This is a genomic window from Streptococcus sp. HMSC072C09, from assembly GCF_001813105.1.
Taxonomy (GTDB): Bacteria; Bacillota; Bacilli; order Lactobacillales; family Streptococcaceae; genus Streptococcus.
Window position 1 is genome coordinate 37,754 of record NZ_KV811485.1, and the last position, 20,174, is coordinate 57,927.

The 20,174-nt window shown below is 42.2% G+C and carries 21 protein-coding genes and 1 other annotated feature (1 of these 22 cut by a window edge); of the genes, 17 read left to right on the forward strand and 4 right to left on the reverse strand.

Going from position 1 to position 20,174, the window contains the following annotated elements; all coding sequences use genetic code 11:
- Positions 1 to 145, forward strand: a binding site (T-box leader) (it extends 91 nt beyond the left edge of the window).
- Positions 146 to 266: 121 nt separating this feature from the next.
- Complete coding sequence (gene trpB, locus HMPREF2893_RS00230; protein ID WP_070673758.1) at positions 267 to 1,454, forward strand: tryptophan synthase subunit beta; 1,188 nt, start codon at positions 267 to 269, stop codon at positions 1,452 to 1,454.
- A gap of 7 nt (positions 1,455 to 1,461) precedes the next feature.
- Here trpB and HMPREF2893_RS00235 read toward each other — a convergent pair whose 3' ends face one another.
- Positions 1,462 to 2,121 carry a prepilin peptidase gene (locus HMPREF2893_RS00235; RefSeq protein ID WP_024055337.1) on the reverse strand — a complete coding sequence of 220 codons (660 nt, stop codon included), beginning with the start codon at positions 2,119 to 2,121 and terminating at the stop codon, positions 1,462 to 1,464.
- Positions 2,122 to 2,208: 87 nt separating this feature from the next.
- Between HMPREF2893_RS00235 and HMPREF2893_RS00240 the strand changes: the two genes are divergently transcribed.
- Together HMPREF2893_RS00240 and HMPREF2893_RS00245 are read left to right on the forward strand one after the other, a co-directional pair.
- Positions 2,209 to 2,427, forward strand: coding sequence for a YqgQ family protein (locus HMPREF2893_RS00240; protein ID WP_003017930.1), 219 nt, complete (start codon positions 2,209 to 2,211; stop codon positions 2,425 to 2,427).
- Entirely contained in the window at positions 2,427 to 2,810 is a 384-nt protein-coding gene (locus tag HMPREF2893_RS00245) for a rhodanese-like domain-containing protein (RefSeq protein WP_024055336.1), read from the forward strand. The genes HMPREF2893_RS00240 and HMPREF2893_RS00245 overlap by 1 nt, the downstream gene beginning before the upstream one ends.
- 44 nt (positions 2,811 to 2,854) lie before the next feature.
- Here the strand turns inward: HMPREF2893_RS00245 and HMPREF2893_RS00250 are convergent, their stop codons facing one another.
- Positions 2,855 to 3,580 (reverse strand): 16S rRNA pseudouridine(516) synthase, encoded by a 726-nt coding sequence (locus HMPREF2893_RS00250; RefSeq protein ID WP_024055335.1) that lies wholly within the window; start codon positions 3,578 to 3,580, stop codon positions 2,855 to 2,857.
- 178 nt (positions 3,581 to 3,758) lie between these two features.
- On the opposite strand from HMPREF2893_RS00250, the gene typA reads away from it, so the two are divergent.
- The 14 genes from typA to HMPREF2893_RS00320 all read left to right on the forward strand — a co-directional run bounded on the left by typA (position 3,759) and on the right by HMPREF2893_RS00320 (position 19,172).
- Positions 3,759 to 5,606: a translational GTPase TypA gene (typA, locus tag HMPREF2893_RS00255; RefSeq protein WP_061591336.1), complete on the forward strand. Its 1,848-nt coding sequence runs from the start codon at positions 3,759 to 3,761 to the stop codon at positions 5,604 to 5,606.
- Positions 5,607 to 5,629: 23 nt separating this feature from the next.
- Positions 5,630 to 5,878 carry a DUF3165 family protein gene (locus tag HMPREF2893_RS00260; protein ID WP_024055332.1) on the forward strand — a complete coding sequence of 83 codons (249 nt, stop codon included), beginning with the start codon at positions 5,630 to 5,632 and terminating at the stop codon, positions 5,876 to 5,878.
- A gap of 90 nt (positions 5,879 to 5,968) precedes the next feature.
- The gene (gene murD / locus HMPREF2893_RS00265; RefSeq protein WP_024055331.1) at positions 5,969 to 7,318 is read left to right on the forward strand and encodes a UDP-N-acetylmuramoyl-L-alanine--D-glutamate ligase; all 1,350 of its coding nucleotides are present in this window, start codon (positions 5,969 to 5,971) and stop codon (positions 7,316 to 7,318) included.
- Between the two features lies 1 nt (position 7,319).
- Positions 7,320 to 8,402 (forward strand): UDP-N-acetylglucosamine--N-acetylmuramyl-(pentapeptide) pyrophosphoryl-undecaprenol N-acetylglucosamine transferase, encoded by a 1,083-nt coding sequence (locus tag HMPREF2893_RS00270; protein ID WP_042759943.1) that lies wholly within the window; start codon positions 7,320 to 7,322, stop codon positions 8,400 to 8,402.
- Entirely contained in the window at positions 8,386 to 9,609 is a 1,224-nt protein-coding gene (locus HMPREF2893_RS00275; RefSeq protein WP_061591335.1) for a cell division protein FtsQ/DivIB, read from the forward strand. Before HMPREF2893_RS00270 ends, HMPREF2893_RS00275 begins: the two co-directional genes overlap by 17 nt.
- 142 nt (positions 9,610 to 9,751) lie before the next feature.
- A complete protein-coding gene (gene ftsA, locus HMPREF2893_RS00280) occupies positions 9,752 to 11,140 on the forward strand; it encodes a cell division protein FtsA (RefSeq protein ID WP_003005953.1) in 1,389 nt (462 codons plus the stop codon).
- 15 nt (positions 11,141 to 11,155) lie between these two features.
- Positions 11,156 to 12,421 (forward strand): cell division protein FtsZ, encoded by a 1,266-nt coding sequence (gene ftsZ, locus HMPREF2893_RS00285; protein WP_045759167.1) that lies wholly within the window; start codon positions 11,156 to 11,158, stop codon positions 12,419 to 12,421.
- Between the two features lie 2 nt (positions 12,422 to 12,423).
- Entirely contained in the window at positions 12,424 to 13,092 is a 669-nt protein-coding gene (locus HMPREF2893_RS00290) for a YggS family pyridoxal phosphate-dependent enzyme (RefSeq protein WP_070673759.1), read from the forward strand.
- Positions 13,093 to 13,101: 9 nt separating this feature from the next.
- Positions 13,102 to 13,731: a cell division protein SepF gene (locus HMPREF2893_RS00295; protein WP_003005962.1), complete on the forward strand. Its 630-nt coding sequence runs from the start codon at positions 13,102 to 13,104 to the stop codon at positions 13,729 to 13,731.
- A gap of 1 nt (position 13,732) precedes the next feature.
- Positions 13,733 to 13,996: a YggT family protein gene (locus HMPREF2893_RS00300; protein ID WP_003011858.1), complete on the forward strand. Its 264-nt coding sequence runs from the start codon at positions 13,733 to 13,735 to the stop codon at positions 13,994 to 13,996.
- Positions 13,997 to 14,002: 6 nt separating this feature from the next.
- Positions 14,003 to 14,794 carry a YlmH family RNA-binding protein gene (locus HMPREF2893_RS00305; RefSeq protein WP_070673760.1) on the forward strand — a complete coding sequence of 264 codons (792 nt, stop codon included), beginning with the start codon at positions 14,003 to 14,005 and terminating at the stop codon, positions 14,792 to 14,794.
- 9 nt (positions 14,795 to 14,803) lie between these two features.
- Entirely contained in the window at positions 14,804 to 15,631 is an 828-nt protein-coding gene (locus tag HMPREF2893_RS00310; RefSeq protein WP_021152770.1) for a DivIVA domain-containing protein, read from the forward strand.
- Positions 15,632 to 15,884: 253 nt separating this feature from the next.
- Positions 15,885 to 18,677, forward strand: a complete 2,793-nt coding sequence (ileS, locus tag HMPREF2893_RS00315; protein WP_070673761.1) for an isoleucine--tRNA ligase — start codon at positions 15,885 to 15,887, stop codon at positions 18,675 to 18,677.
- A 60-nt stretch (positions 18,678 to 18,737) separates the two neighbouring features.
- Positions 18,738 to 19,172: a GNAT family N-acetyltransferase gene (locus HMPREF2893_RS00320; protein ID WP_070673762.1), complete on the forward strand. Its 435-nt coding sequence runs from the start codon at positions 18,738 to 18,740 to the stop codon at positions 19,170 to 19,172.
- An 81-nt stretch (positions 19,173 to 19,253) separates the two neighbouring features.
- Here HMPREF2893_RS00320 and HMPREF2893_RS00325 read toward each other — a convergent pair whose 3' ends face one another.
- Both HMPREF2893_RS00325 and HMPREF2893_RS00330 read right to left on the reverse strand, forming a co-directional pair.
- The gene (locus HMPREF2893_RS00325; protein ID WP_021152773.1) at positions 19,254 to 19,556 is read right to left on the reverse strand and encodes a DUF1827 family protein; all 303 of its coding nucleotides are present in this window, start codon (positions 19,554 to 19,556) and stop codon (positions 19,254 to 19,256) included.
- 67 nt (positions 19,557 to 19,623) lie between these two features.
- Complete coding sequence (locus HMPREF2893_RS00330) at positions 19,624 to 20,073, reverse strand: NUDIX hydrolase (RefSeq protein ID WP_070673763.1); 450 nt, start codon at positions 20,071 to 20,073, stop codon at positions 19,624 to 19,626.
- Between the last annotated feature and the right edge of the window lie 101 nt (positions 20,074 to 20,174).

The following is a 20,174-nucleotide window of genomic DNA, read 5'->3' on the forward strand; positions in this document are numbered from 1 at the left end:
TGCGTTTATGATAATGAATTTGAAACAATAAAAATTCGGTGAGCACACCTTATCGTGCACCCTGTTGTTAGACAGGTCAGAGATGTAGGAGAAAAAATAGTTTCCTACAATTGAGGTGGCACCGCGGTATCGAATCGTCCTCACACAGATTTTTCTGTGTGAGGTTTTTTGTATCTCAAAGGAACCCAGTGAGACTGCAGCTCAAAGGGCTTGCGAGAGAAAAAGATCATAAACAGGATTGAAGATATAGAAAAGAGGACACAATCATGACAGAAACAAAAGGCTATTTCGGACAATTTGGTGGATCTTTCGTACCAGAACCCATTCAAAACTTGCTCAATCAATTAGAGGCAACTTTTGAACAGTATAAAAAGGACCCAGAATTTATTGCAGAATACAAACATTATTTGAAAGACTATTCTGGACGCGAAACACCGCTCTACTTTGCGGAAAGTTTGACAGAACATTTAGGTGGGGCAAAAATTTATTTGAAGCGCGAAGACTTGAATCACCTAGGTTCGCATAAATTGAATAACGTTTTGGGGCAAATCCTCTTGGCTAAACGCATGGGCAAAACGCGCGTGATTGCTGAAACAGGAGCCGGTCAACACGGTGTAGCTACAGCAGCTGCGGCAGCTAAGTTCGGTATGGCCTGTGATGTCTACATGGGGGCAGAAGATGTGGAACGCCAACGCTTGAATGTCTTCCGCATGGAAATGATGGGGGCAACCGTTCATGCGGTTGAAACCGGGACTAAGACCTTGAAAGACGCCGTTGATGCTGCCTTTGGAGCATGGATGGCGGATCTAGATGCCTTTTACGTTTTGGGTTCTGCTGTTGGCCCTCACCCATACCCAACTATTGTGCATGAATTCCAAAAAGTGATCAGTGAAGAATCTAAACGTCAAATCTTGGAAAAAGAAGGTCGTTTGCCGGACTATGTGATTGCCTGTGTCGGTGGTGGCTCCAATGCCATCGGTGCCTTTTCTGAATATGTCGCAGAAGAGGAAGTCGGCTTGATTGGGGTAGAAGCAGCTGGACATGGCTTGGACACCGATCAACACGCAGCGACCATGACCAAAGGGACTATCGGTGTGGTTGATGGTATGAAGACCTATGCAGTCTTTGGCGAAGATGGAAAAGTAGCGCCAGTGTACTCGATCTCTGCTGGTTTGGACTACCCAGGGGTTGGTCCAGAGCATGCTTTCTTTAAAGATTCTGGTCGTGTCGAATATGTGGCTGCAACAGATGATGAAGCAGTAGAAGCTCTTCTTCTCCTCAGTAAGACAGAAGGGATCCTCCCAGCTATTGAAAGCTCACACGCGATTGCAGAAGCGGTTAAGCGTGCTCCACAATTGGATAAAGACAAGATCATCATCATCAATGTTTCCGGACGTGGGGATAAGGATGTGGCTGCCATCGCCGATTATCTAGAAGCGAAAGCTGCAAAATAAAAAGAATTTATCTGCAAAACATCGTATAAAGCAGTAAAGCGTGATAACTGAGAAAGAGACAGGGAACAAAGGGAATCCGGTCTCTTTCTTTTTTGAGAGCAAAGACGAGAATGCCTAAGATGGATGCGATCTGAATGAGAATGAGGATCTGGGTAGAAGAAAAGCTTAGCGAAAAGGTAGCTAGTAAGAGAAAATCTCCTGCTCCCATTCCGATAAAGAAAAAGTGAGCTCCGATCGCAAGGAGTAAAAAGACCAGCATGAGGAGATTACTACCGGATAAAAAGAGGACCAGGGCATGGAGACAGCACCAGATGACCAAGGGGTATTCCATAAAGCGAAGGTCATAAATGGCTAAAACGGCAGCTCCCAGTAGTGTTAGAAGCTGAGGCAGAGAAAGGAAACCATTGGCGCAGGCTAAAAAGAGTAGGCCACTCCAGATCTCAAAAAGGCAGTACCAAAATGGATAGGTCTGATGACAATAGCGACAGCGAAAACGATGGAGTAGTTGCGAGATAATGGGGATGAGATCCCAAACTCCAAGGACGTGCTGACATTGATCACAATGACTACGAGGAGCGAGAATGGATTGGTTTGGGAAACGATCGACAACTAGCCCCAAAAAAGAGGCGATGCAAGTACCGATGGTAAAAAAATAAAAGTTGATCATACTTATTTATTCGTAAAGAAATCGAAAAATGTCATCATTTGCTTGAAAATCTTGTAAAGCCTTTCTAAATTTGATACAATAATGAACATGAAAAACCTGTATGATGTTCAACAATTTTTAAAACGTTTTGGAATCATCATTTACGTGGGGAAGCGCCTCTATGACATCGAATTGATGAAAATTGAGCTTCAACGTCTTTATGATGCAGGCCTAATGGAGCGGCTCGATTATTTAGAAGCCGATACCGTTTTAAGAAGAGAACACAAGCAAGAATTAGAATTTTTGAAAAAGAGTGAGGTAGAGTGATGGGAAATATCATTGTTTGGTTGGCTATTTTAGGAGCATTTGGATGGATGGCGTTTAATTATTTCCGCATCCGTAAAGCTGCTAAATTTGTGGATAATGCCACTTTTGAAGAGCTGATTCGTAAAGGGCAGTTGATTGACTTGCGAGAGCCAGCTGAGTTTCATGCCAAGCATATTTTAGGAGCACGCAACATTCCTTCTACTCAGTTGAAGTTGAGTCTTGCAGCCTTGCGTAAAGATAAACCAATTTTGCTCTATGAAAATAGCCGTAGTTCGCGTGTAACCAATGCGGCTCTCTATCTTAAGAAACAGGGCTATACAGACATTTATGTCTTGTCTTATGGTCTTGATTCTTGGAATGGGAAAGTAAAAAAAGACGCCTAATAAAAAAGAGCTCTAACTGCACCAAATGTGTGGTTAGAGCTTTTTTATCTCGTTTTTTCAAGGAAGTCTTTGACCCATGTGAGTTCTACCTCATTTAAAGGTCGGCTTTCGCCAGGTGCTAACTGAGGATCCAAGGTGAAGGGGCCAAAAGACAAGCGTTTTAAGGTCATTACTTTGACTCCAATAGCCAAAAACATCTTTTTCACTTGGTGGTATTTTCCTTCTGAGATCCGGACTTGGGCCTTGCTGTAGCTGGGGCGGCTTTCTAGAATGGTCAAGGAGGCAGGCTTGCAGATAGGACCGTCTGTGAATGAAATCCCATTCTGAAATTGCTCGATGTGGGCTGCATAGAGCGGACCATTGACTTCTACCTCATAGACTTTCTCCACATGGTATTGAGGATGGAGCAGTTGAAAGCCTAAGGGACCATTATCTGTGAGGAGGAGCAGACCACTGGTATCGCGATCGAGGCGACCAAGTGGATAGAGGTCTGGGTACTCTTGCTGGGGGTCCACTAACTCGATCACCGTTGGATGGTGGGCGTCTCTTTTGGCAGTCACGGCCCCAATTGGTTTATGGAGCATGTAGTAGTGGTGACGCGGTTCTTGAATGATTCGTTCCCCGATTTGAATCTGTTGGAGTCCAGGGTCGATGTTTTGGGATAGCTTTTGAGCTGGTAGGTGATCGACCAAGATTTGCCTTCGGGCCAGAAGTTGTTTGATGTCTTTGCGAGCGTACTGATGGTCTGCCATCAATTGATCTAATCTCATGAGAGCCTCTTTTTCTGAAATTCTTATCATCAGTGTATCATGAAAAGAAAAGGAAATCGAGTCCGAGAAAAGAAATGAAGATGAAAACATTTACAACTAGCTGAACTGTGTTTTTTAGATAGGACTGTGGTATAATTGTTCAGTTAGAAATATTATTTAAAATTTTATAGAGGAAATCATGACAAAATTAAGAGAAGATATTCGTAACGTTGCGATCATTGCCCACGTTGACCATGGTAAAACAACCTTGGTAGACGAATTGTTGAAACAATCGCACACCTTGGATGAACGTAAAGAATTGCAAGAACGTGCAATGGACTCAAACGATCTTGAAAAAGAACGTGGGATCACGATCCTTGCTAAAAATACAGCCGTTGCTTATAACGGAACTCGAATCAATATCATGGACACACCAGGACACGCGGACTTCGGTGGAGAAGTGGAACGGATCATGAAAATGGTTGATGGGGTTGTATTGGTCGTCGATGCCTACGAAGGAACCATGCCTCAGACGCGTTTCGTATTGAAAAAAGCCTTGGAACAAGACCTTGTTCCAATCGTTGTTGTCAACAAAATCGACAAACCATCTGCTCGTCCAGAAGAAGTTGTAGATGAAGTTCTTGAACTCTTCATCGAATTGGGTGCGGATGATGACCAATTGGAATTCCCAGTTGTTTATGCATCAGCGATCAACGGAACATCTTCACTTTCAGATGATCCAGCTGATCAAGAGCACACAATGGCACCGATCTTTGATACCATCATTGATCACATCCCAGCTCCAGTTGATAACTCAGATGAGCCTCTTCAATTCCAAGTATCCCTGCTTGATTACAACGACTTCGTTGGACGTATCGGTATCGGACGTGTCTTCCGTGGTACTGTAAAAGTTGGGGACCAAGTAACCCTTTCTAAATTGGATGGAACGACTAAGAACTTCCGTGTTACCAAACTCTTTGGTTTCTTTGGTTTGGAACGTCGTGAAATTCAAGAAGCTAAAGCGGGTGACTTGATCGCTATCTCTGGTATGGAAGATATCTTCGTTGGAGAAACGATCACACCGACAGACGCAGTTGAAGCTCTTCCAATCCTTCACATCGATGAACCAACCCTTCAAATGACCTTCTTGGTCAACAACTCACCATTTGCTGGTCGCGAAGGAAAATGGGTAACCTCTCGTAAAGTTGAAGAACGCTTGCAAGCGGAATTACAAACAGACGTCTCTCTTCGTGTTGACCCAACTGATTCACCTGATAAATGGACCGTTTCAGGACGTGGGGAATTGCACTTGTCTATCTTGATCGAAACCATGCGTCGTGAAGGATACGAATTGCAAGTATCTCGTCCAGAAGTTATCATCAAAGAAATTGATGGTGTCAAATGCGAACCGTTTGAACGCGTACAAATCGATACACCAGAAGAATACCAAGGAGCTGTTATCCAAAGTCTTTCTGAACGTAAAGGTGAAATGTTGGATATGATCTCAACTGGTAACGGTCAAACTCGTTTGGTCTTCCTTGTTCCAGCGCGTGGTTTGATTGGATACTCAACAGAGTTCTTGTCAATGACACGTGGTTACGGAATCATGAACCACACCTTTGACCAATACTTGCCAGTGATTCCAGGAGAAATCGGTGGACGTCACCGTGGTGCTCTTGTTTCAATCGATAACGGAAAAGCAACCACTTACTCTATCATGTCTATCGAAGAACGTGGTACGATCTTTGTCAATCCAGGTACAGAAGTTTACGAAGGAATGATCATCGGGGAAAACTCTCGTGAGAACGACTTGACCGTAAACATTACGAAAGCCAAACAAATGACCAACGTTCGTTCAGCTACTAAGGACCAAACAGCGGTTATCAAGACTCCTCGTATCTTGACCTTGGAAGAATCTCTTGAGTTCTTGAACGACGATGAGTACATGGAAGTAACACCTGAATCTATCCGTTTGCGTAAACAGATCTTGAACAAAGCAGAACGCGAAAAAGCAAATAAAAAGAAAAAATCAGCAGCTGCTGAATAATACGAAAAGAAAGGAGAAACAAAATGGTCTATTTTATCTTAGGGATTTTGATTCTCCTTTTTTACCTTTTTATGACCCCAAAGAGTATTCGTGGTACCTTAAACAGTGTCACAATGGTGGTCTTGATCGTCTCTTTTATCGTCCTTGCTTGTCTAGCCATTTTTCAGATATTCCAACTACCGTCCGAGTTTTTTGTCGGTGCCTTTCTGGCCTTTGTTGGCTACATGGCTTTGGTAGATATTTCCAAAATGACGACCAAACAGAAAAAATAAACGGTGACGTGATTTTTAAAGCCCTTTGGGCTTTTTAATTTTGCTAAAAAAAGGTAAAATAGAGAGTGATAAAAATGGAGCGAAGAAATCATGAAATTTGTGAAACAATTTGAAAATAAAAAGGTTCTTGTATTAGGTTTGGCTAAGTCAGGCGAGTCAGCTGCCCGTTTGTTGGATCGCTTAGGAGCGATTGTGACCGTCAATGATGGCAAACCTTTTGAAGAAAATCCAGCAGCACAAAGTTTACTGGAAGAAGGGATTAAAGTTGTGACAGGAGGTCACCCTCTGGAACTGTTGGATGAAGACTTTGCAGTCATGGTCAAAAATCCAGGAATCCCTTATTCCAATCCAATGGTTGAAAAAGCGCTTGAAAAAGGCATTCCCATCCTCACTGAAGTGGAATTGGCCTATCTGATTTCGGATGCGCCAATTATTGGGATTACAGGATCAAACGGAAAAACGACGACAACAACCATGATCGGAGAAGTCTTGACGGCTGCCGGCCAAGGTGGTCTATTGTCTGGGAATATCGGTTTTCCAGCTAGTCAAGTTGCACAAACAGCAACAGAAAAGGATGTTCTGGTCATGGAATTGTCTTCTTTCCAATTGATGGGAATTGATGCATTCCATCCAGAGATTGCAGTGATTACCAACCTCATGCCAACTCATATCGACTATCATGGTTCTTTTGAAAATTATGTAGCTGCCAAATGGAATCTTCAAAAGAATATGACAGAAAAAGATGTCATTGTCTTGAACTTCAACCAAGACCTGGCCAAGGAACTCGCTACAAAAACCAAGGCAAGGGTCCTTCCATTTTCAACGGTTGAAAAAGTGGATGGGGCTTATTTGGAAGATGGACTTCTCAAGTTTAAGGGAGAAGCTGTCATGCGTGCAGATGAACTGGGCGTTCCAGGTAGTCACAATGTAGAGAATGCCTTGGCAACGATTGCTGTTGCAAAAGTCCGTGGTGTGGAGAATGAGGTCATTAAAGAAACCTTGTCAGCCTTTGGAGGAGTGAAACACCGTCTTCAATATGTGGATGAAATTCAAGGTGTCAAATTCTACAATGATAGCAAATCGACTAATATTCTAGCAACACAAAAAGCTCTTTCTGGTTTTGATAACAGCAAGGTGATCTTGATTGCAGGGGGGCTCGATCGTGGCAATGAATTTGATGAATTGGTGCCTCACATTACTGGCTTAAAGGAAATGGTAATTCTAGGGGAATCAGCTCCTCGAGTGAAACGTGCAGCCGATAAAGCAGGCGTCCCTTATGTCGATGCGACAGATGTGGCAGATGCTACAAAGAAAGCCTTCGACTTGGCTAGCCCTGGAGATGTTGTGCTCTTAAGTCCTGCCAATGCCAGCTGGGATATGTATCCGAATTTTGAAGTGCGTGGGGATGAATTCCTTGCTACAGTAAAAGGGTTGAAATAAGATGAAAAAAATAATGTTTACTGGTGGGGGAACCGTGGGACATGTGACCCTTAATCTCCTCTTGATTCCAAAATTTATCGAAGATGGATGGGAAGTTCATTATATTGGGGACAAAAAAGGAATCGAATACCAAGAGATCAAAAAGTCTGGATTAGAGGTACGATTCCATTCGATTGCAACAGGGAAATTGCGCCGCTATTTCTCTTTCCAAAATATGATGGATGTGTTCAAGGTGGCTTGGGGGACGCTCCAGTCCATTGCAATCCTGCTTCGTGTGCGCCCACAAGTTCTCTTCTCAAAAGGAGGATTTGTTTCTGTGCCACCAGTGATCGCAGCCCGACTCACGCGTGTTCCTGTCTATATCCATGAGTCCGATCTTTCTATGGGATTGGCCAATAAAATTGCTTATAAATTTGCTACCAAGATGTACACGACTTTTGAGCAAGCACATGGTTTGACAAAGAGTGAGCATATCGGTGCGGTAACCAAGGTCACAGATCATATACCGCCAACTTCAGAAGTTTTAGAAGAAAAAACAAAAGGTTTCCGAAAAGACTTGCCGACCCTTCTCTTTGTCGGAGGATCAGCCGGTGCGCGTGTCTTTAATGAATTTGTGACAGAGCACAAAGCAGAGCTCTTGCAGCACTACAATATCATCAATTTGACGGGTGATTCAACATTGAATCAGGCTGAGGGTGGCTTGTATCGAGTGGATTATGTAACCGATCAGTATTTACCAATGCTCCAAAAGGCTGATTTAGTGGTGACTAGGGGTGGAGCCAATACCTTATTTGAGCTCTTAGCTATGAACAAACTCCATTTGATTGTACCGCTAGGAAAAGAAGCCAGCCGTGGCGATCAGATTGAAAATGCCCAATATTTTGTGGATAAAGGTTATGCAGAGCAATTGCAGGAAGATCAATTGACGCTCGAAACCTTCAATGAAACCATTCAAGAAATGTTGAAGCAAAGCCAAGTCTACCACCAAGCAATGGAAAAATCGACAGAACTCCTTTCACTAGACGATTTTTATGGCCTGCTTCAAAAAGATATCAGTAAGGGAAAAGATGACGGACGACAATAAAAAAACGCCAACGGATGACAAAATTACAGAATTGTCAGCCTGGCAAAAAAGAAACAAAGAATATTTAGAAAAAAAAGCGCTTGAAAAAGCGGAAGAAGCTGAGACAGAGGAAACTGAAAGCGAAGAAGCAAAAGAAGACGAAGACCTTTCAGAAAAAGAAACAGCTTCTGTCTCAGAGGAAGAATCTGAAGAAATAGAAGAGTCTGAAGAGGAAGATGAATCTGAGGCCAAAGAGGATCCAGATGCGGATGGAGAAAGTTCAGAAGGAGAAGAAGTTGATCCGGCTAAAGAGGAGCTAGATCCTTCAGAGAAACAAGAGAAAAAGCCTTCATTTTTTAAAGGCTTGAAGACGAAAAAACCAAAGAAGGAACCGACAGTGGCAAAACGCCATATCTATCGTGCCCTTCCGGTAATCGGAATCAGCTCGATTGTCGCCCTTCTCTCAATCTATTTTTTAAGTCCCTTGTCCACACAGAAAGTGATTGAATTTTCAGGGAACAAGGCGGTTGATCAGCAACTCTTGTATGAAAAAAGTCGCATCAAAGAAGAAGATTATACTCTGACGACCTTCCTTCATAAATCGGTCTATGAACAAAATATGAAAACGGCTAGTCCGTGGATCAAAGAAGTGCACATGCATTATCAATTCCCAGTGACCTTTAAAGTCAATATCGTGGAACACAAAGTGGTTGCCTATTATGTGACGGGAGAAGACCACTATCCAGTATTGGAAAATGGAGAAGTAGTGGAGACAGTAACTCCAGCTTCGGAATTGCCGTCCTCCTATATTAGCTTAAAATTCTCAGATCGAGAATTAGTTAGACAATTTGTCCAAGAAATGAAGTCTATTTCTTCTTCCATTACGGATAAAATTGTTTCGGTAGATCTGACTCCGAGCAAGGTCACCAAGGATCTGGTGACCATCACTATGAAAAACGATAATAAAATCTTGGTGCCTGTTTCCCAAATTACCCGCAAGCTTCCTTATTATAAGGCGATCAGTAAGCAATTAGACGATGATTCCACCATTGATATGGAGGCTGGAGTATTCAGCTATAGTGAACAATCCATTGCAGCTGCCAAAGAGCAAGCTGAAAAAGGAAAGGCTGAAAGTACAGAAAAGCAAGAAGAACATTCTGAGGAAGCAAGCCAAGAACAGAATCCAGAACAGAATCCAGAAGGAGAGAATTCTTCTGGGAATGAGTAAAGCCCATAAATTATCTCAAATAATTGAAGAAAAAATGTCCATTTTAGGCTTCTTTGTGATATAATGAAGTTTGGATAGTTCCAACTAAAAGGGCTATAAATAGATGTAAAGTGAAAACAAATAAAGAGAGAGGACTGGTGTAATGGCTAGAGACGGCTTTTTTACAGGTTTAGATATCGGTACTAGTTCAATAAAAGTATTGGTGGCAGAACATGTCAATGGAGAAATGAATGTAATTGGAGTCAGCAATGCAAAAAGTGCTGGCGTCAAAGATGGAATTATAGTAGATATCGAAGCTGCTTCAAATGCAATTAAAAATGCAATCAGCCAAGCTGAAGAAAAAGCAGGGATTTCAATCAATCTAGTCAATGTTGGGTTGCCTGCAAACTTACTACAAATCGAAGCAACTCAAGGAATGATTCCAGTCACAAGTGATTCGAAAGAAATCACAGATGCAGATGTTGAAAATGTTGTCAAATCTGCACTCACAAAAAGTATGACACCGGATCGTGAAGTAATCACCTTCATTCCTGAAGAATTCACAGTAGATGGTTTCCAAGGAATCCGCGATCCACGCGGAATGATGGGGATCCGACTTGAAATGCGTGGCCTTCTTTATACAGGACCTCGTACAATCTTGCACAATTTGCGTAAAACCGTTGAACGTGCAGGCTTACAAGTTGAAAACATCATCATTTCACCGCTTGCGATGATCAAAACAGTCTTGAATGAAGGCGAACGTGAATTCGGAGCAACGGTGATCGATATGGGTGGTGGCCAAACAACGGTGGCATCTGTTCGTAGCCAAGAACTTCAATTTACAAATATCTACCAAGAAGGTGGCGATTATGTTACCAAAGATATTTCTAAAGTATTGAAAACTTCTCAAAAATTGGCAGAAGGCTTGAAGTTCAACTATGGTGAGGCCTATGTGCCATCTGCTGGAAACGAAGTCTTCCATGTAGAAGTCATCGGTGAAGTAGAGCCAGTTGAAGTGACTGAGAAGTATTTAGCTGAAATCATTTCAGCACGTATCAAACACATCTTTGAGCAAATCAAACAAGACCTTGAGAGAAGACATTTGTTGGATCTTCCTGGTGGTATTGTGATTATCGGTGGAGGGGCGATCCTTCCTGGTGTTGAAGAATTGGCTCAAGAAGTCTTTGGTGTAAATGTGAAATTGTTTGTTCCAAATCAAATTGGAATTCGCAATCCAGCTTTTGCCCATGTAATTAGCTTGTCTGAATATGCAGGCAATTTGACAGATGTGGATATTATTGCTCAGGCTGCGGTTCATGGAGACGAAGTCTTGCGTCAACAACCGATTCAATTTGATCGTCCAGTTCAACCACAAGTACAACCACAACCTGCTGCTCCAGCACAACCGGTAGTACCTGCATACAATGCTGAGAAGATTGAATCTCCAGTGGATGCTCAAGAAATTCCAGCAGCAAGCAATGATAGCAAACAAGAACCAAAAACTACATTCACAGACCGAATGAAAAATTTGATCGGTAATATGTTTGATTAAGGAGTGTAAGTATTTATGACATTTTCATTTGACACAGCAGCGGCACAAGGTGCAGTAATTAAAGTAATCGGTGTCGGTGGCGGTGGCGGTAACGCCATCAATCGTATGATTGACGAAGGCGTTGCCGGTGTAGAATTCATCGCAGCTAATACAGATGTTCAAGCACTTTCAAGTGCAAAAGCTGAAACAGTTATCCAATTGGGTCCAAAATTGACTCGTGGATTGGGTGCTGGAGGTCAACCTGAAGTTGGTCGTAAGGCAGCTGAAGAAAGCGAAGAAGTGTTAACAGAAGCTTTGCAAGGTGCAGACATGGTCTTCATCACTGCAGGGATGGGTGGAGGATCTGGTACAGGTGCTGCACCAGTCATCGCTCGTATTGCCAAAGCTGTAGGTGCTTTGACAGTAGCGGTTGTCACTCGTCCATTCGGGTTTGAGGGGTCAAAACGTGGTAACTTCGCTATTGATGGGATCAACGAACTTCGCGAACATGTAGATACATTGTTGATTATTTCTAATAACAACTTGCTTGAAATTGTAGACAAGAAGACACCGCTTCTTGAAGCTTTGAGTGAAGCAGATAACGTTCTTCGTCAAGGTGTTCAAGGGATCACTGACTTGATCACAAGTCCTGGATTGATCAACCTTGACTTTGCAGACGTGAAGACTGTTATGGAAAACAAAGGAAATGCCCTCATGGGTATTGGTGTTGGTAGCGGTGAAGAACGCGTTATCGAAGCGGCTCGTAAAGCCATTTACTCTCCACTTCTTGAAACTACAATTGATGGTGCAGAAGACGTGATCGTCAACGTAACAGGTGGTTTGGATATGACATTGATCGAAGCTGAAGAAGCTTCAGAAATTGTGAACCAAGCTGCAGGTCACGGAGTGAACATCTGGTTGGGTACATCTATTGATGAATCTCTTAAAGATGAAATCCGCGTGACGGTTGTTGCAACTGGTGTCCGTCAAGACAAGGTAGAACGCGTTAGCGGAATTGCTTCCTCACAACGTCCTTATAAAACAGGACCACGTGAACAACGCCCACAAGCTGCACCATTTGACCGTGAATTTGATTTGAAACAAGATGTTGAATTGCCAACAACTCCAAGTCGTCCAGCGGTAGAACCAAACCGTGGCTCAGCCTTTGGTGATTGGGATATTCGTCGTGAGAATATCGTTCGCCAAACTGAACCAACATCAACACATCAAGTTGATCGTTACGTAGATTCATCTTCAGATGATGATGAATTGGAAACACCACCATTCTTCCGGAATCGTTAATCATGAATCTGGTAGAGAATGCTGATCTTGTTCGGCAACAAGTAGAAACAGCAAGAAACAAAGCTAACCGTCAAGATCAAGTTAATGTGATAGCTGTCACCAAGTATGTGGATGTTGCTACAACAGAAGCACTGGTGAAAACAGGTATCCAACATATCGGTGAAAATCGTGTTGATAAATTCCTAGAAAAGTATCAAGCTCTAAAAGAGTATGATCTCACTTGGCACTTGATTGGGAGCCTCCAACGGCGGAAAGTAAAAGACGTGATCAATCTCGTCGATTACTTTCATGCCTTGGATTCGGTGAAGCTGGCTCAAGAAATTCAAAAGCGAGCAGAACACCCGATCAAGTGTTTCCTCCAAGTGAACATTTCTGGAGAAGAAAGTAAGCATGGATTTGCACCCGATGAACTGGGTGATTTTTTAGCGGAAATCGCACAGCTGGACAAAATTGAAATTGTTGGTTTAATGACGATGGCTCCTTTTGAGGCTAGTCAAGAAGAGTTGCAGGATATTTTTTCAAAAACTCACCAACTTCAGAAACAACTAGAAAAGAAACAATTAAAAAATATGCCTTTTTCAGAACTAAGTATGGGTATGAGTCGTGACTTTGAAGTAGCCATTGCGAACGGAGCGACTTATGTTAGAATTGGGACATCATTTTTTAAATAGGAAAGAACTATGTCATTAAAAGATAAATTTAACAACTTTATTGACTACTTCACAGAAGACGGTGAAGAAGTAGAAGTTCGCGAGGCAAAAGCAGCTGGGGCGGAAACACAACCAGTTCCACAGCCACAGCCGACTCCTCAAGTGACTTCTCCACGTCCACAGATTAGTCAAAGAGAACCAGTAAAACCAAAACCGACTCCTGTCGCACCTGTTACGACTCCAGTGTCTACAGCGGCAGTGAAGGAACCTGTTTCAACAACGAAAAATACATCTGAAAATATTACTCGTTTGCATGAACGTCAACGTGAATTGGCTGCTAATCGTGCGAATACAGATGAAAAGATTACCATTGATGTACGCTATCCCCGCAAATACGAGGAAGCGACTGAAATTGTTGATCTATTACTATCTAATGAGAGTATCTTGATTGACTTCCAATATATGACAGAAGTACAAGCACGTCGTTGTTTAGATTATTTGGATGGGGCTCGTTATGTTTTAGCAGGAAATCTTCGTCGTGTTGCAAGTACCATGTACTTGTTGACTCCAATTAATGTAGTTGTTAACATTGAAGATATCCGCCTTCCAAATGATGTGGAAGTGACAGAATTTGACTATGATATGAAACGTAATCGTTAAGATGGTTATCTTTCAATACTTATCAAATATCATTCAAATCTATTCCATCATTCTTGTCATCTATGCCTTACTATCTTGGTTCCCTGGGGCACCTCAGAGTACTCTTGGACAAATGGTTCACCGCCTAGTTGAACCATTTTTGAGCCTTTTTAGAAAGTTACCATTACAGTTTGGGGGCTTGGATTTTACGGTTCTTGTAGCACTTTTGGTCTTGAACTTGATGAATCAGTTATTAGCCCGCTTGTTCCTACTTTTGATTGGGTAGAAAACGATGGGACAGACAGAGATTTACCAACATTTCAATCGCGAAGATCACGAATTCATTGATCGTTGTATTGAATTGTCTGAAAGAGTGGTGGAACGCTATTCTGTTGAGGTGACGGGCTTTTTAAACCCTCATCAGGTCACTATTTTACGAAATGTCGCGGCAAGCTACCAATTACAGGTCTTTGCTTCCAGCGATGAGCAGAAAATGGAGTATGCCAAGGTTATTGTTGCTCCAGATTATTACCAATTAGATCCAAGTGACTTTGATCTGGCCCTATTGGAAATGGTCTATGCTTCAAAATTTCATCACTTGACCCATTCCCAGGTACTGGGGACCATTGTTCACCAATTAGGTGTGGAACGCAAGTCCTTTGGAGATATTCTAACGAGTGATGAAAAGATCCAAGTATTTGTTGAACAGCGTTTTGTTCCCTATTTCATGGATCACATCCAGAAAATTTCTCGGGTACCTGTTAAGCTGAGGGAAGTTCCTCTCTCTGAACAAATGATCGTAGAGGAAGAAAGCCAGCAGCGAGATATTCTCGTGTCGAGTTATCGGTTAGATAAGGTGATTGCTGGGACCTTCAAGCTTTCACGCTCACAAGCTAGTCAGTTGATTAGTTCTGGTTTAGTGAAAGTTAACTATGCTACTACTTCCAATGTTAGCTATGCTGTAGGTCTGAATGATTTAGTCAGTGTCCGACGCTTTGGGCGTCTTAAAATTGTTTCTGAAAATGGTATTTCAAAGAGTGGAAAATATAAAATAACTGTTGAAGTACTCTTAAGTAAAAAATGAGGAGGAGTTATGGCTCTTACTGCTTTAGAAATTAAAGATAAAACTTTTGGCGTTAAATTTAGAGGGTATGATGCGAACGAAGTAGAAGAATTTCTAGATATCGTTGTTCGCGATTATGAAGATCTTGTTCGTTTAAATCATGATCAAGAAGCAAAAATTCAAGCTCTTGAAGAACGCTTAAACTATTTTGATGAAATGAAAGATTCATTGAGTCAATCTGTTTTGATTGCACAAGATACTGCGGAACGTGTCAAACAAGCCGCTAACGAACGTTCTGAAAATATTGTTCGTCAAGCTGAACAAGATGCACAGCACTTAGTAGATGAAGCAAAACAAAAAGCAAATGAAATCCTTCGTCATGCAACGGATAATGCCAAGAAGGTTGCCGTTGAAACAGAGGAATTGAAGAACAAGACACGCGTCTTCCATCAACGTTTGAAATCAACCATCGAAAGCCAATTGAGCATTATCGATACACCTGAATGGGATGAAATTCTTCGTCCAACAGCTATGTACATTCAAACAAGTGATGAAGCTTTCCGTGAAATTGTGGAGAAAGCTTTGGGTGAATCAGTTCACCATCATCATGCAGAAGATGATAACATTGATTTGACTCGTCAATTCTCTCCAGCTGAAATCGAAGAATTGCAAAAACGCATCGAAGCTGCTAATTTAGAATTGGGTGCAACACAAGCGTTTGAAGGTTTGAATGAAAAAGTTCAATCCGCTTTAGAAGAAGCAGAGCACGCTCGTCATGAAAATGAGGAAGTCGTTGAGGTTGAAGAAACTGTTCAACCAGAAGATGATGCAAATCGTGAATCTGTCAATATTTTATAATTTTGTAAAAACAGGTCCATTAATGATAGGTCTAGCGAGCAGATGATGGTGGAAGATCTGCACTCCCTCTTAATGGATGATCCTTTTACAGTATTCGTTCTGAACCCTTGAGTAAGAACGGACGTTTCCCTCGTTACGGGATGAGAGGAGAAAGTCGTTTGCGACTTCTCGAACAAAGGTGGTACCACGAGCAATCGTCCTTTTTAGGATGCTCGTGTTTTTTTATAGCTTTTTAAATCAATAAGGAGACACAATGAAACTCAAAGAAACATTGAATCTTGGAAAAACAGCTTTTCCAATGCGGGCTGGGCTTCCAACGAAGGAACCAGTTTGGCAAAAAGAATGGGAAGATGCAAAATTGTATCAACGCCGTCAAGAGTTGAATGAAGGGAAACCGCATTTTACGCTTCATGATGGCCCTCCCTATGCCAACGGAAATATTCACGTAGGGCATGCCATGAACAAGATCTCAAAAGATATCATCGTTCGTTCTAAGTCTATGTCAGGATTTTACGCTCCTTATATTCCAGGTTGGGATACCCATGGTTTGCCAATTGAGCAAGTCTTAGCCAAACAAGGTGTGAAACGTAAAGAAATGGACTTGGTTGAGTATTTGAAACTCTGCCGTGAATATGCGCTTTCTCAAGTAGATAAACAACGCGAAGACTTCAAACGCTTAGGTGTTTCAGGTGATTGGGATCATCCTTATGTAACCTTGACGCCTGACTATGAAGCAGCACAGATCCGCGTCTTTGGTGAAATGGCCAATAAAGGCTATATCTACCGTGGGGCTAAGCCAGTTTACTGGTCTTGGTCTTCTGAATCAGCCCTCGCTGAAGCAGAGATTGAATACCATGATTTGGTATCAACGTCTCTTTACTATGCGAACAAGGTTAAAGATGGTAAGGGTGTCCTAGATACAGATACCTACATCGTTGTTTGGACAACAACTCCATTTACGGTTACAGCTTCTCGTGGATTGACGGTGGGTGCAGAGTTTGATTATGTCGTAGTGAAACCTGCTGGATCTGACCGCAAGTATGTTGTAGCATCTGAGCTCTTGCCAAGCCTTTCTGAAAAATTCGGTTGGGAAAATGCTGAAGTCCTTGCGACTTACCAAGGGAAAGAATTGAACCATATTGTTACAGAACACCCATGGGATCCTGAAGTGGATGAATTGGTGATCCTTGGTGAGCATGTAACGCTTGATTCAGGTACTGGTATCGTCCATACCGCTCCTGGTTTTGGTGAGGATGACTACAATGTAGGGATTGCTAATGGTCTCGAAGTTGCTGTTACTGTTAACGAACGAGGAATCATGATGGAGAATGCTGGCCCTGACTTTGCAGGTCAGTTCTATGACAAGGTTGTTCCAACAGTTATCGAAAAACTTGGCGATTTACTCCTTGCTCAAGAAGAAATTTCTCACTCCTACCCATTTGACTGGCGGACGAAAAAACCAATTATCTGGCGTGCAGTTCCACAATGGTTTGCCTCAGTATCGAAATTCCGTCAAGATATCTTGGACGAAATTGAAAAAGTGAAGTTCCACTCAGAATGGGGGAAAGTCCGTCTTTACAACATGATTCGTGACCGTGGTGACTGGGTCATCTCTCGTCAACGTGCCTGGGGTGTGCCTCTTCCAATCTTCTATGCAGAAGACGGAACGCCAATCATGACAGCTGAAACCATCGAACATGTAGCGCAACTCTTTGAAGAACATGGTTCCATCATCTGGTGGCAGCGTGAAGCGAAAGACCTCTTGCCAGAAGGATTTACGCATCCAGGTTCACCAAATGGCGAATTTACAAAAGAAACTGACATCATGGACGTCTGGTTTGACTCAGGTTCATCATGGAATGGGGTTGTGGTTAACCGTCCAGAACTCAAATACCCAGCCGACCTCTACCTTGAAGGTTCTGACCAATACCGTGGTTGGTTCAACTCATCACTCATCACATCTGTGGCGAACCATGGTGTCGCACCATACAAACAAATCTTGTCTCAAGGTTTCGCTTTGGATGGGAAAGGTGAGAAGATGTCTAAATCTCTTGGAAATACCATTGCTCCAAGTGATGTTGAAAAGCAATTTGGTGCTGAAATCTTGCGTCTCTGGGTAACCAGTGTAGACTCAAGCAATGACGTGCGTATCTCAATGGATATCTTGAGCCAAGTGTCTGAGACTTACCGTAAGATCCGGAATACCCTTCGTTTCTTGATTGCCAATACTTCTGACTTTAATCCAGCTGAGGATACAGTTGCTTACGACGAGCTTCGTTCAGTTGACAAGTACATGACCATTCGCTTTAACCAACTTGTTAAGACGATTCGTGATGCTTATACCAACTTCGAATTCTTGACGATCTACAAAGCGCTAGTCAACTTTATCAACGTTGATTTGTCTGCCTTCTACCTTGACTTTGCCAAAGATGTTGTCTATATTGAAGGTGCAAAATCCCTTGAACGCCGTCAAATGCAAACAGTCTTCTATGACATCCTTGTGAAAATCACTAAACTCTTGACGCCAATTCTTCCTCACACTGCTGAAGAAATTTGGTCATACCTTGAGTTTGAAGCAGAGGATTTTGTTCAATTATCAGAATTGCCAGAAGCAGAAACATTTGCCAACCAAGAAGAAATCTTGGATACTTGGTCAGCCTTCATGGACTTCCGTGGTCAAGCTCAAAAAGCCTTGGAAGAAGCACGTAATGAAAAAGTGATTGGTAAATCACTAGAAGCTCACTTGACAGTTTATCCAAATGAAGTTGTGAAAACACTTCTTGGAGCTGTTGATAGCAATGTCGCTCAACTCTTGATTGTTTCTGAGTTGACCATTGCAGAAGGTTCAGCTCCAGAAGGTGCAGTGGCCTTCGAAGATGTTGCCTTCACTGTTGAACGTGCAGCTGGTGAAGTTTGTGACCGTTGCCGTCGTATCGATCCAACAACTGCAGAACGCCACTACCACGCAACCATCTGTGATCACTGTGCAAGCATTGTCGAAGAGAACTTTGCGGACGCAGTCGCAGAAGGATTTGAAGCAAAATAATAAGAAATGAAAAATCGCAGGGAGAGAGTCTCCTTGCGACTTTTCAATAAAGAGGAAGTTATGTGGTACCAGAAAGAATTTAAGGAACTAGAACTGAAAGAGTTTTACGAGATCGTTCAGCTGCGATTAGAGACCTTTGTCGTAGAACAAATTAGGATCTACAATGATCTCGATGATGTTGATTATCGATCTATCCATCTTTTTCATCAAAATAGGGAAGGACGTGTGGATGCCTATGCTCGCATATTCGCAACGGGACTGACGATTCATTTTGGCCGAGTGGCTGTAGCCAAAGACAGTCGTGGCCAAGGACTGGCAAAAGACATGGTAGAGCAGATTTTGGACCTGTGTGAACAGAGATTTCCTGGACGGACCATTGAAATTGAGGCTCAAGAACAGGTGGTAGGCTTGTATGAAAAATTAGGTTTTCAAACGGTGAGCGAGCCCTTTATCTTGGCTTCTACCCCTCACGTAAAAATGATCTTTCAGAAATAAAGAATCCTTTCATCTCATAATCGAGGTGAAAGGATTTTTTTTGGAAAAAGATACCAAAGAAAAAAGCAAGGCAAATTGGCCTTACTTAGTAATTGGAAAGGAAATTTCAATTAGTTTATCAGAGTAGAGGGTTTTAATAGCGGATTGGTCAATGTTTTGAAGATCAATCTTACGTTTTAAAAAGAACTCACGAATTAATTCTACTTCAGTTTCACGAATAGCACGGTGTTTGTTACTGATCAATAATTCATAGTGAGTTGGGGCTTGTGTAAAAACAACATCAGTATTGCCCGCGGAATAAACCTCGACAAGTAAGGCGTCAGTGCTGGCAAGTTGGCTCTTGACCAGTGCAGCATGACTATTGGTGGTATTAATGAGCTTCATATGAGTTCCTCCTGACCTCTATCTTCATTTATTATAGCACTTTTTTTTATTTTGTGAAAGAAGTCCTTTAGTTTTTATGGGTATTTTTCCACTGTTCAATGCCCCATTTATGACTGCCACGTTTGAGTTTTTTAATAGCTTCATCTACAGGAAACCAAGCAAGATTGTTAAAATCTTCCAGTGGTTTTTGAGCTTCTGTATAGTCTACCACTTCATAAATATAGGCAGGATTGTAGTAGTAGGTATCGCGGTGGCTAGAATAGAAATACTCATCTGCTTGGCCATAGTATTGCCCTAAAACAGCGGTAAAGCCTAATTCTTCGATCAGTTCCCGTTTCAGAGCTTGTAAGTGATCTTCACCTGCCTCAATTTCCCCGCCAGGCAAGAACCAAGCCCCATTTGGAGCTTGAACGAGGATGATCTGATCCTTGTCCTTATTGGGAATAACAGCGTAGACACCATAGCGATTGACATAGGTCACATCTTGTTTCTTTTCACCAAAACTTGGAATGGTCATGGTTTTCTCTTTTCTTATTTTTTCATCATTATATCATATTTTTTAGCAAAAATCTGGAGGGAAAAAAGAAAGAGACTGGGACAAAAGTCCTAGCCTCTCAA

Coding starts and splice junctions, on each gene's coding strand:
- trpB (WP_070673758.1), top strand. CDS start 267: ATGACAGAAACAAAAGGCTATTTCGGACAATTTGGTGGATCTTTCGTA.
- HMPREF2893_RS00235 (WP_024055337.1), bottom strand. CDS start 2,121: ATGATCAACTTTTATTTTTTTACCATCGGTACTTGCATCGCCTCTTTT.
- HMPREF2893_RS00240 (WP_003017930.1), top strand. CDS start 2,209: ATGAAAAACCTGTATGATGTTCAACAATTTTTAAAACGTTTTGGAATC.
- HMPREF2893_RS00245 (WP_024055336.1), top strand. CDS start 2,427: ATGGGAAATATCATTGTTTGGTTGGCTATTTTAGGAGCATTTGGATGG.
- HMPREF2893_RS00250 (WP_024055335.1), bottom strand. CDS start 3,580: ATGAGATTAGATCAATTGATGGCAGACCATCAGTACGCTCGCAAAGAC.
- typA (WP_061591336.1), top strand. CDS start 3,759: ATGACAAAATTAAGAGAAGATATTCGTAACGTTGCGATCATTGCCCAC.
- HMPREF2893_RS00260 (WP_024055332.1), top strand. CDS start 5,630: ATGGTCTATTTTATCTTAGGGATTTTGATTCTCCTTTTTTACCTTTTT.
- murD (WP_024055331.1), top strand. CDS start 5,969: ATGAAATTTGTGAAACAATTTGAAAATAAAAAGGTTCTTGTATTAGGT.
- HMPREF2893_RS00270 (WP_042759943.1), top strand. CDS start 7,320: ATGAAAAAAATAATGTTTACTGGTGGGGGAACCGTGGGACATGTGACC.
- HMPREF2893_RS00275 (WP_061591335.1), top strand. CDS start 8,386: ATGACGGACGACAATAAAAAAACGCCAACGGATGACAAAATTACAGAA.
- ftsA (WP_003005953.1), top strand. CDS start 9,752: ATGGCTAGAGACGGCTTTTTTACAGGTTTAGATATCGGTACTAGTTCA.
- ftsZ (WP_045759167.1), top strand. CDS start 11,156: ATGACATTTTCATTTGACACAGCAGCGGCACAAGGTGCAGTAATTAAA.
- HMPREF2893_RS00290 (WP_070673759.1), top strand. CDS start 12,424: ATGAATCTGGTAGAGAATGCTGATCTTGTTCGGCAACAAGTAGAAACA.
- HMPREF2893_RS00295 (WP_003005962.1), top strand. CDS start 13,102: ATGTCATTAAAAGATAAATTTAACAACTTTATTGACTACTTCACAGAA.
- HMPREF2893_RS00300 (WP_003011858.1), top strand. CDS start 13,733: ATGGTTATCTTTCAATACTTATCAAATATCATTCAAATCTATTCCATC.
- HMPREF2893_RS00305 (WP_070673760.1), top strand. CDS start 14,003: ATGGGACAGACAGAGATTTACCAACATTTCAATCGCGAAGATCACGAA.
- HMPREF2893_RS00310 (WP_021152770.1), top strand. CDS start 14,804: ATGGCTCTTACTGCTTTAGAAATTAAAGATAAAACTTTTGGCGTTAAA.
- ileS (WP_070673761.1), top strand. CDS start 15,885: ATGAAACTCAAAGAAACATTGAATCTTGGAAAAACAGCTTTTCCAATG.
- HMPREF2893_RS00320 (WP_070673762.1), top strand. CDS start 18,738: ATGTGGTACCAGAAAGAATTTAAGGAACTAGAACTGAAAGAGTTTTAC.
- HMPREF2893_RS00325 (WP_021152773.1), bottom strand. CDS start 19,556: ATGAAGCTCATTAATACCACCAATAGTCATGCTGCACTGGTCAAGAGC.
- HMPREF2893_RS00330 (WP_070673763.1), bottom strand. CDS start 20,073: ATGACCATTCCAAGTTTTGGTGAAAAGAAACAAGATGTGACCTATGTC.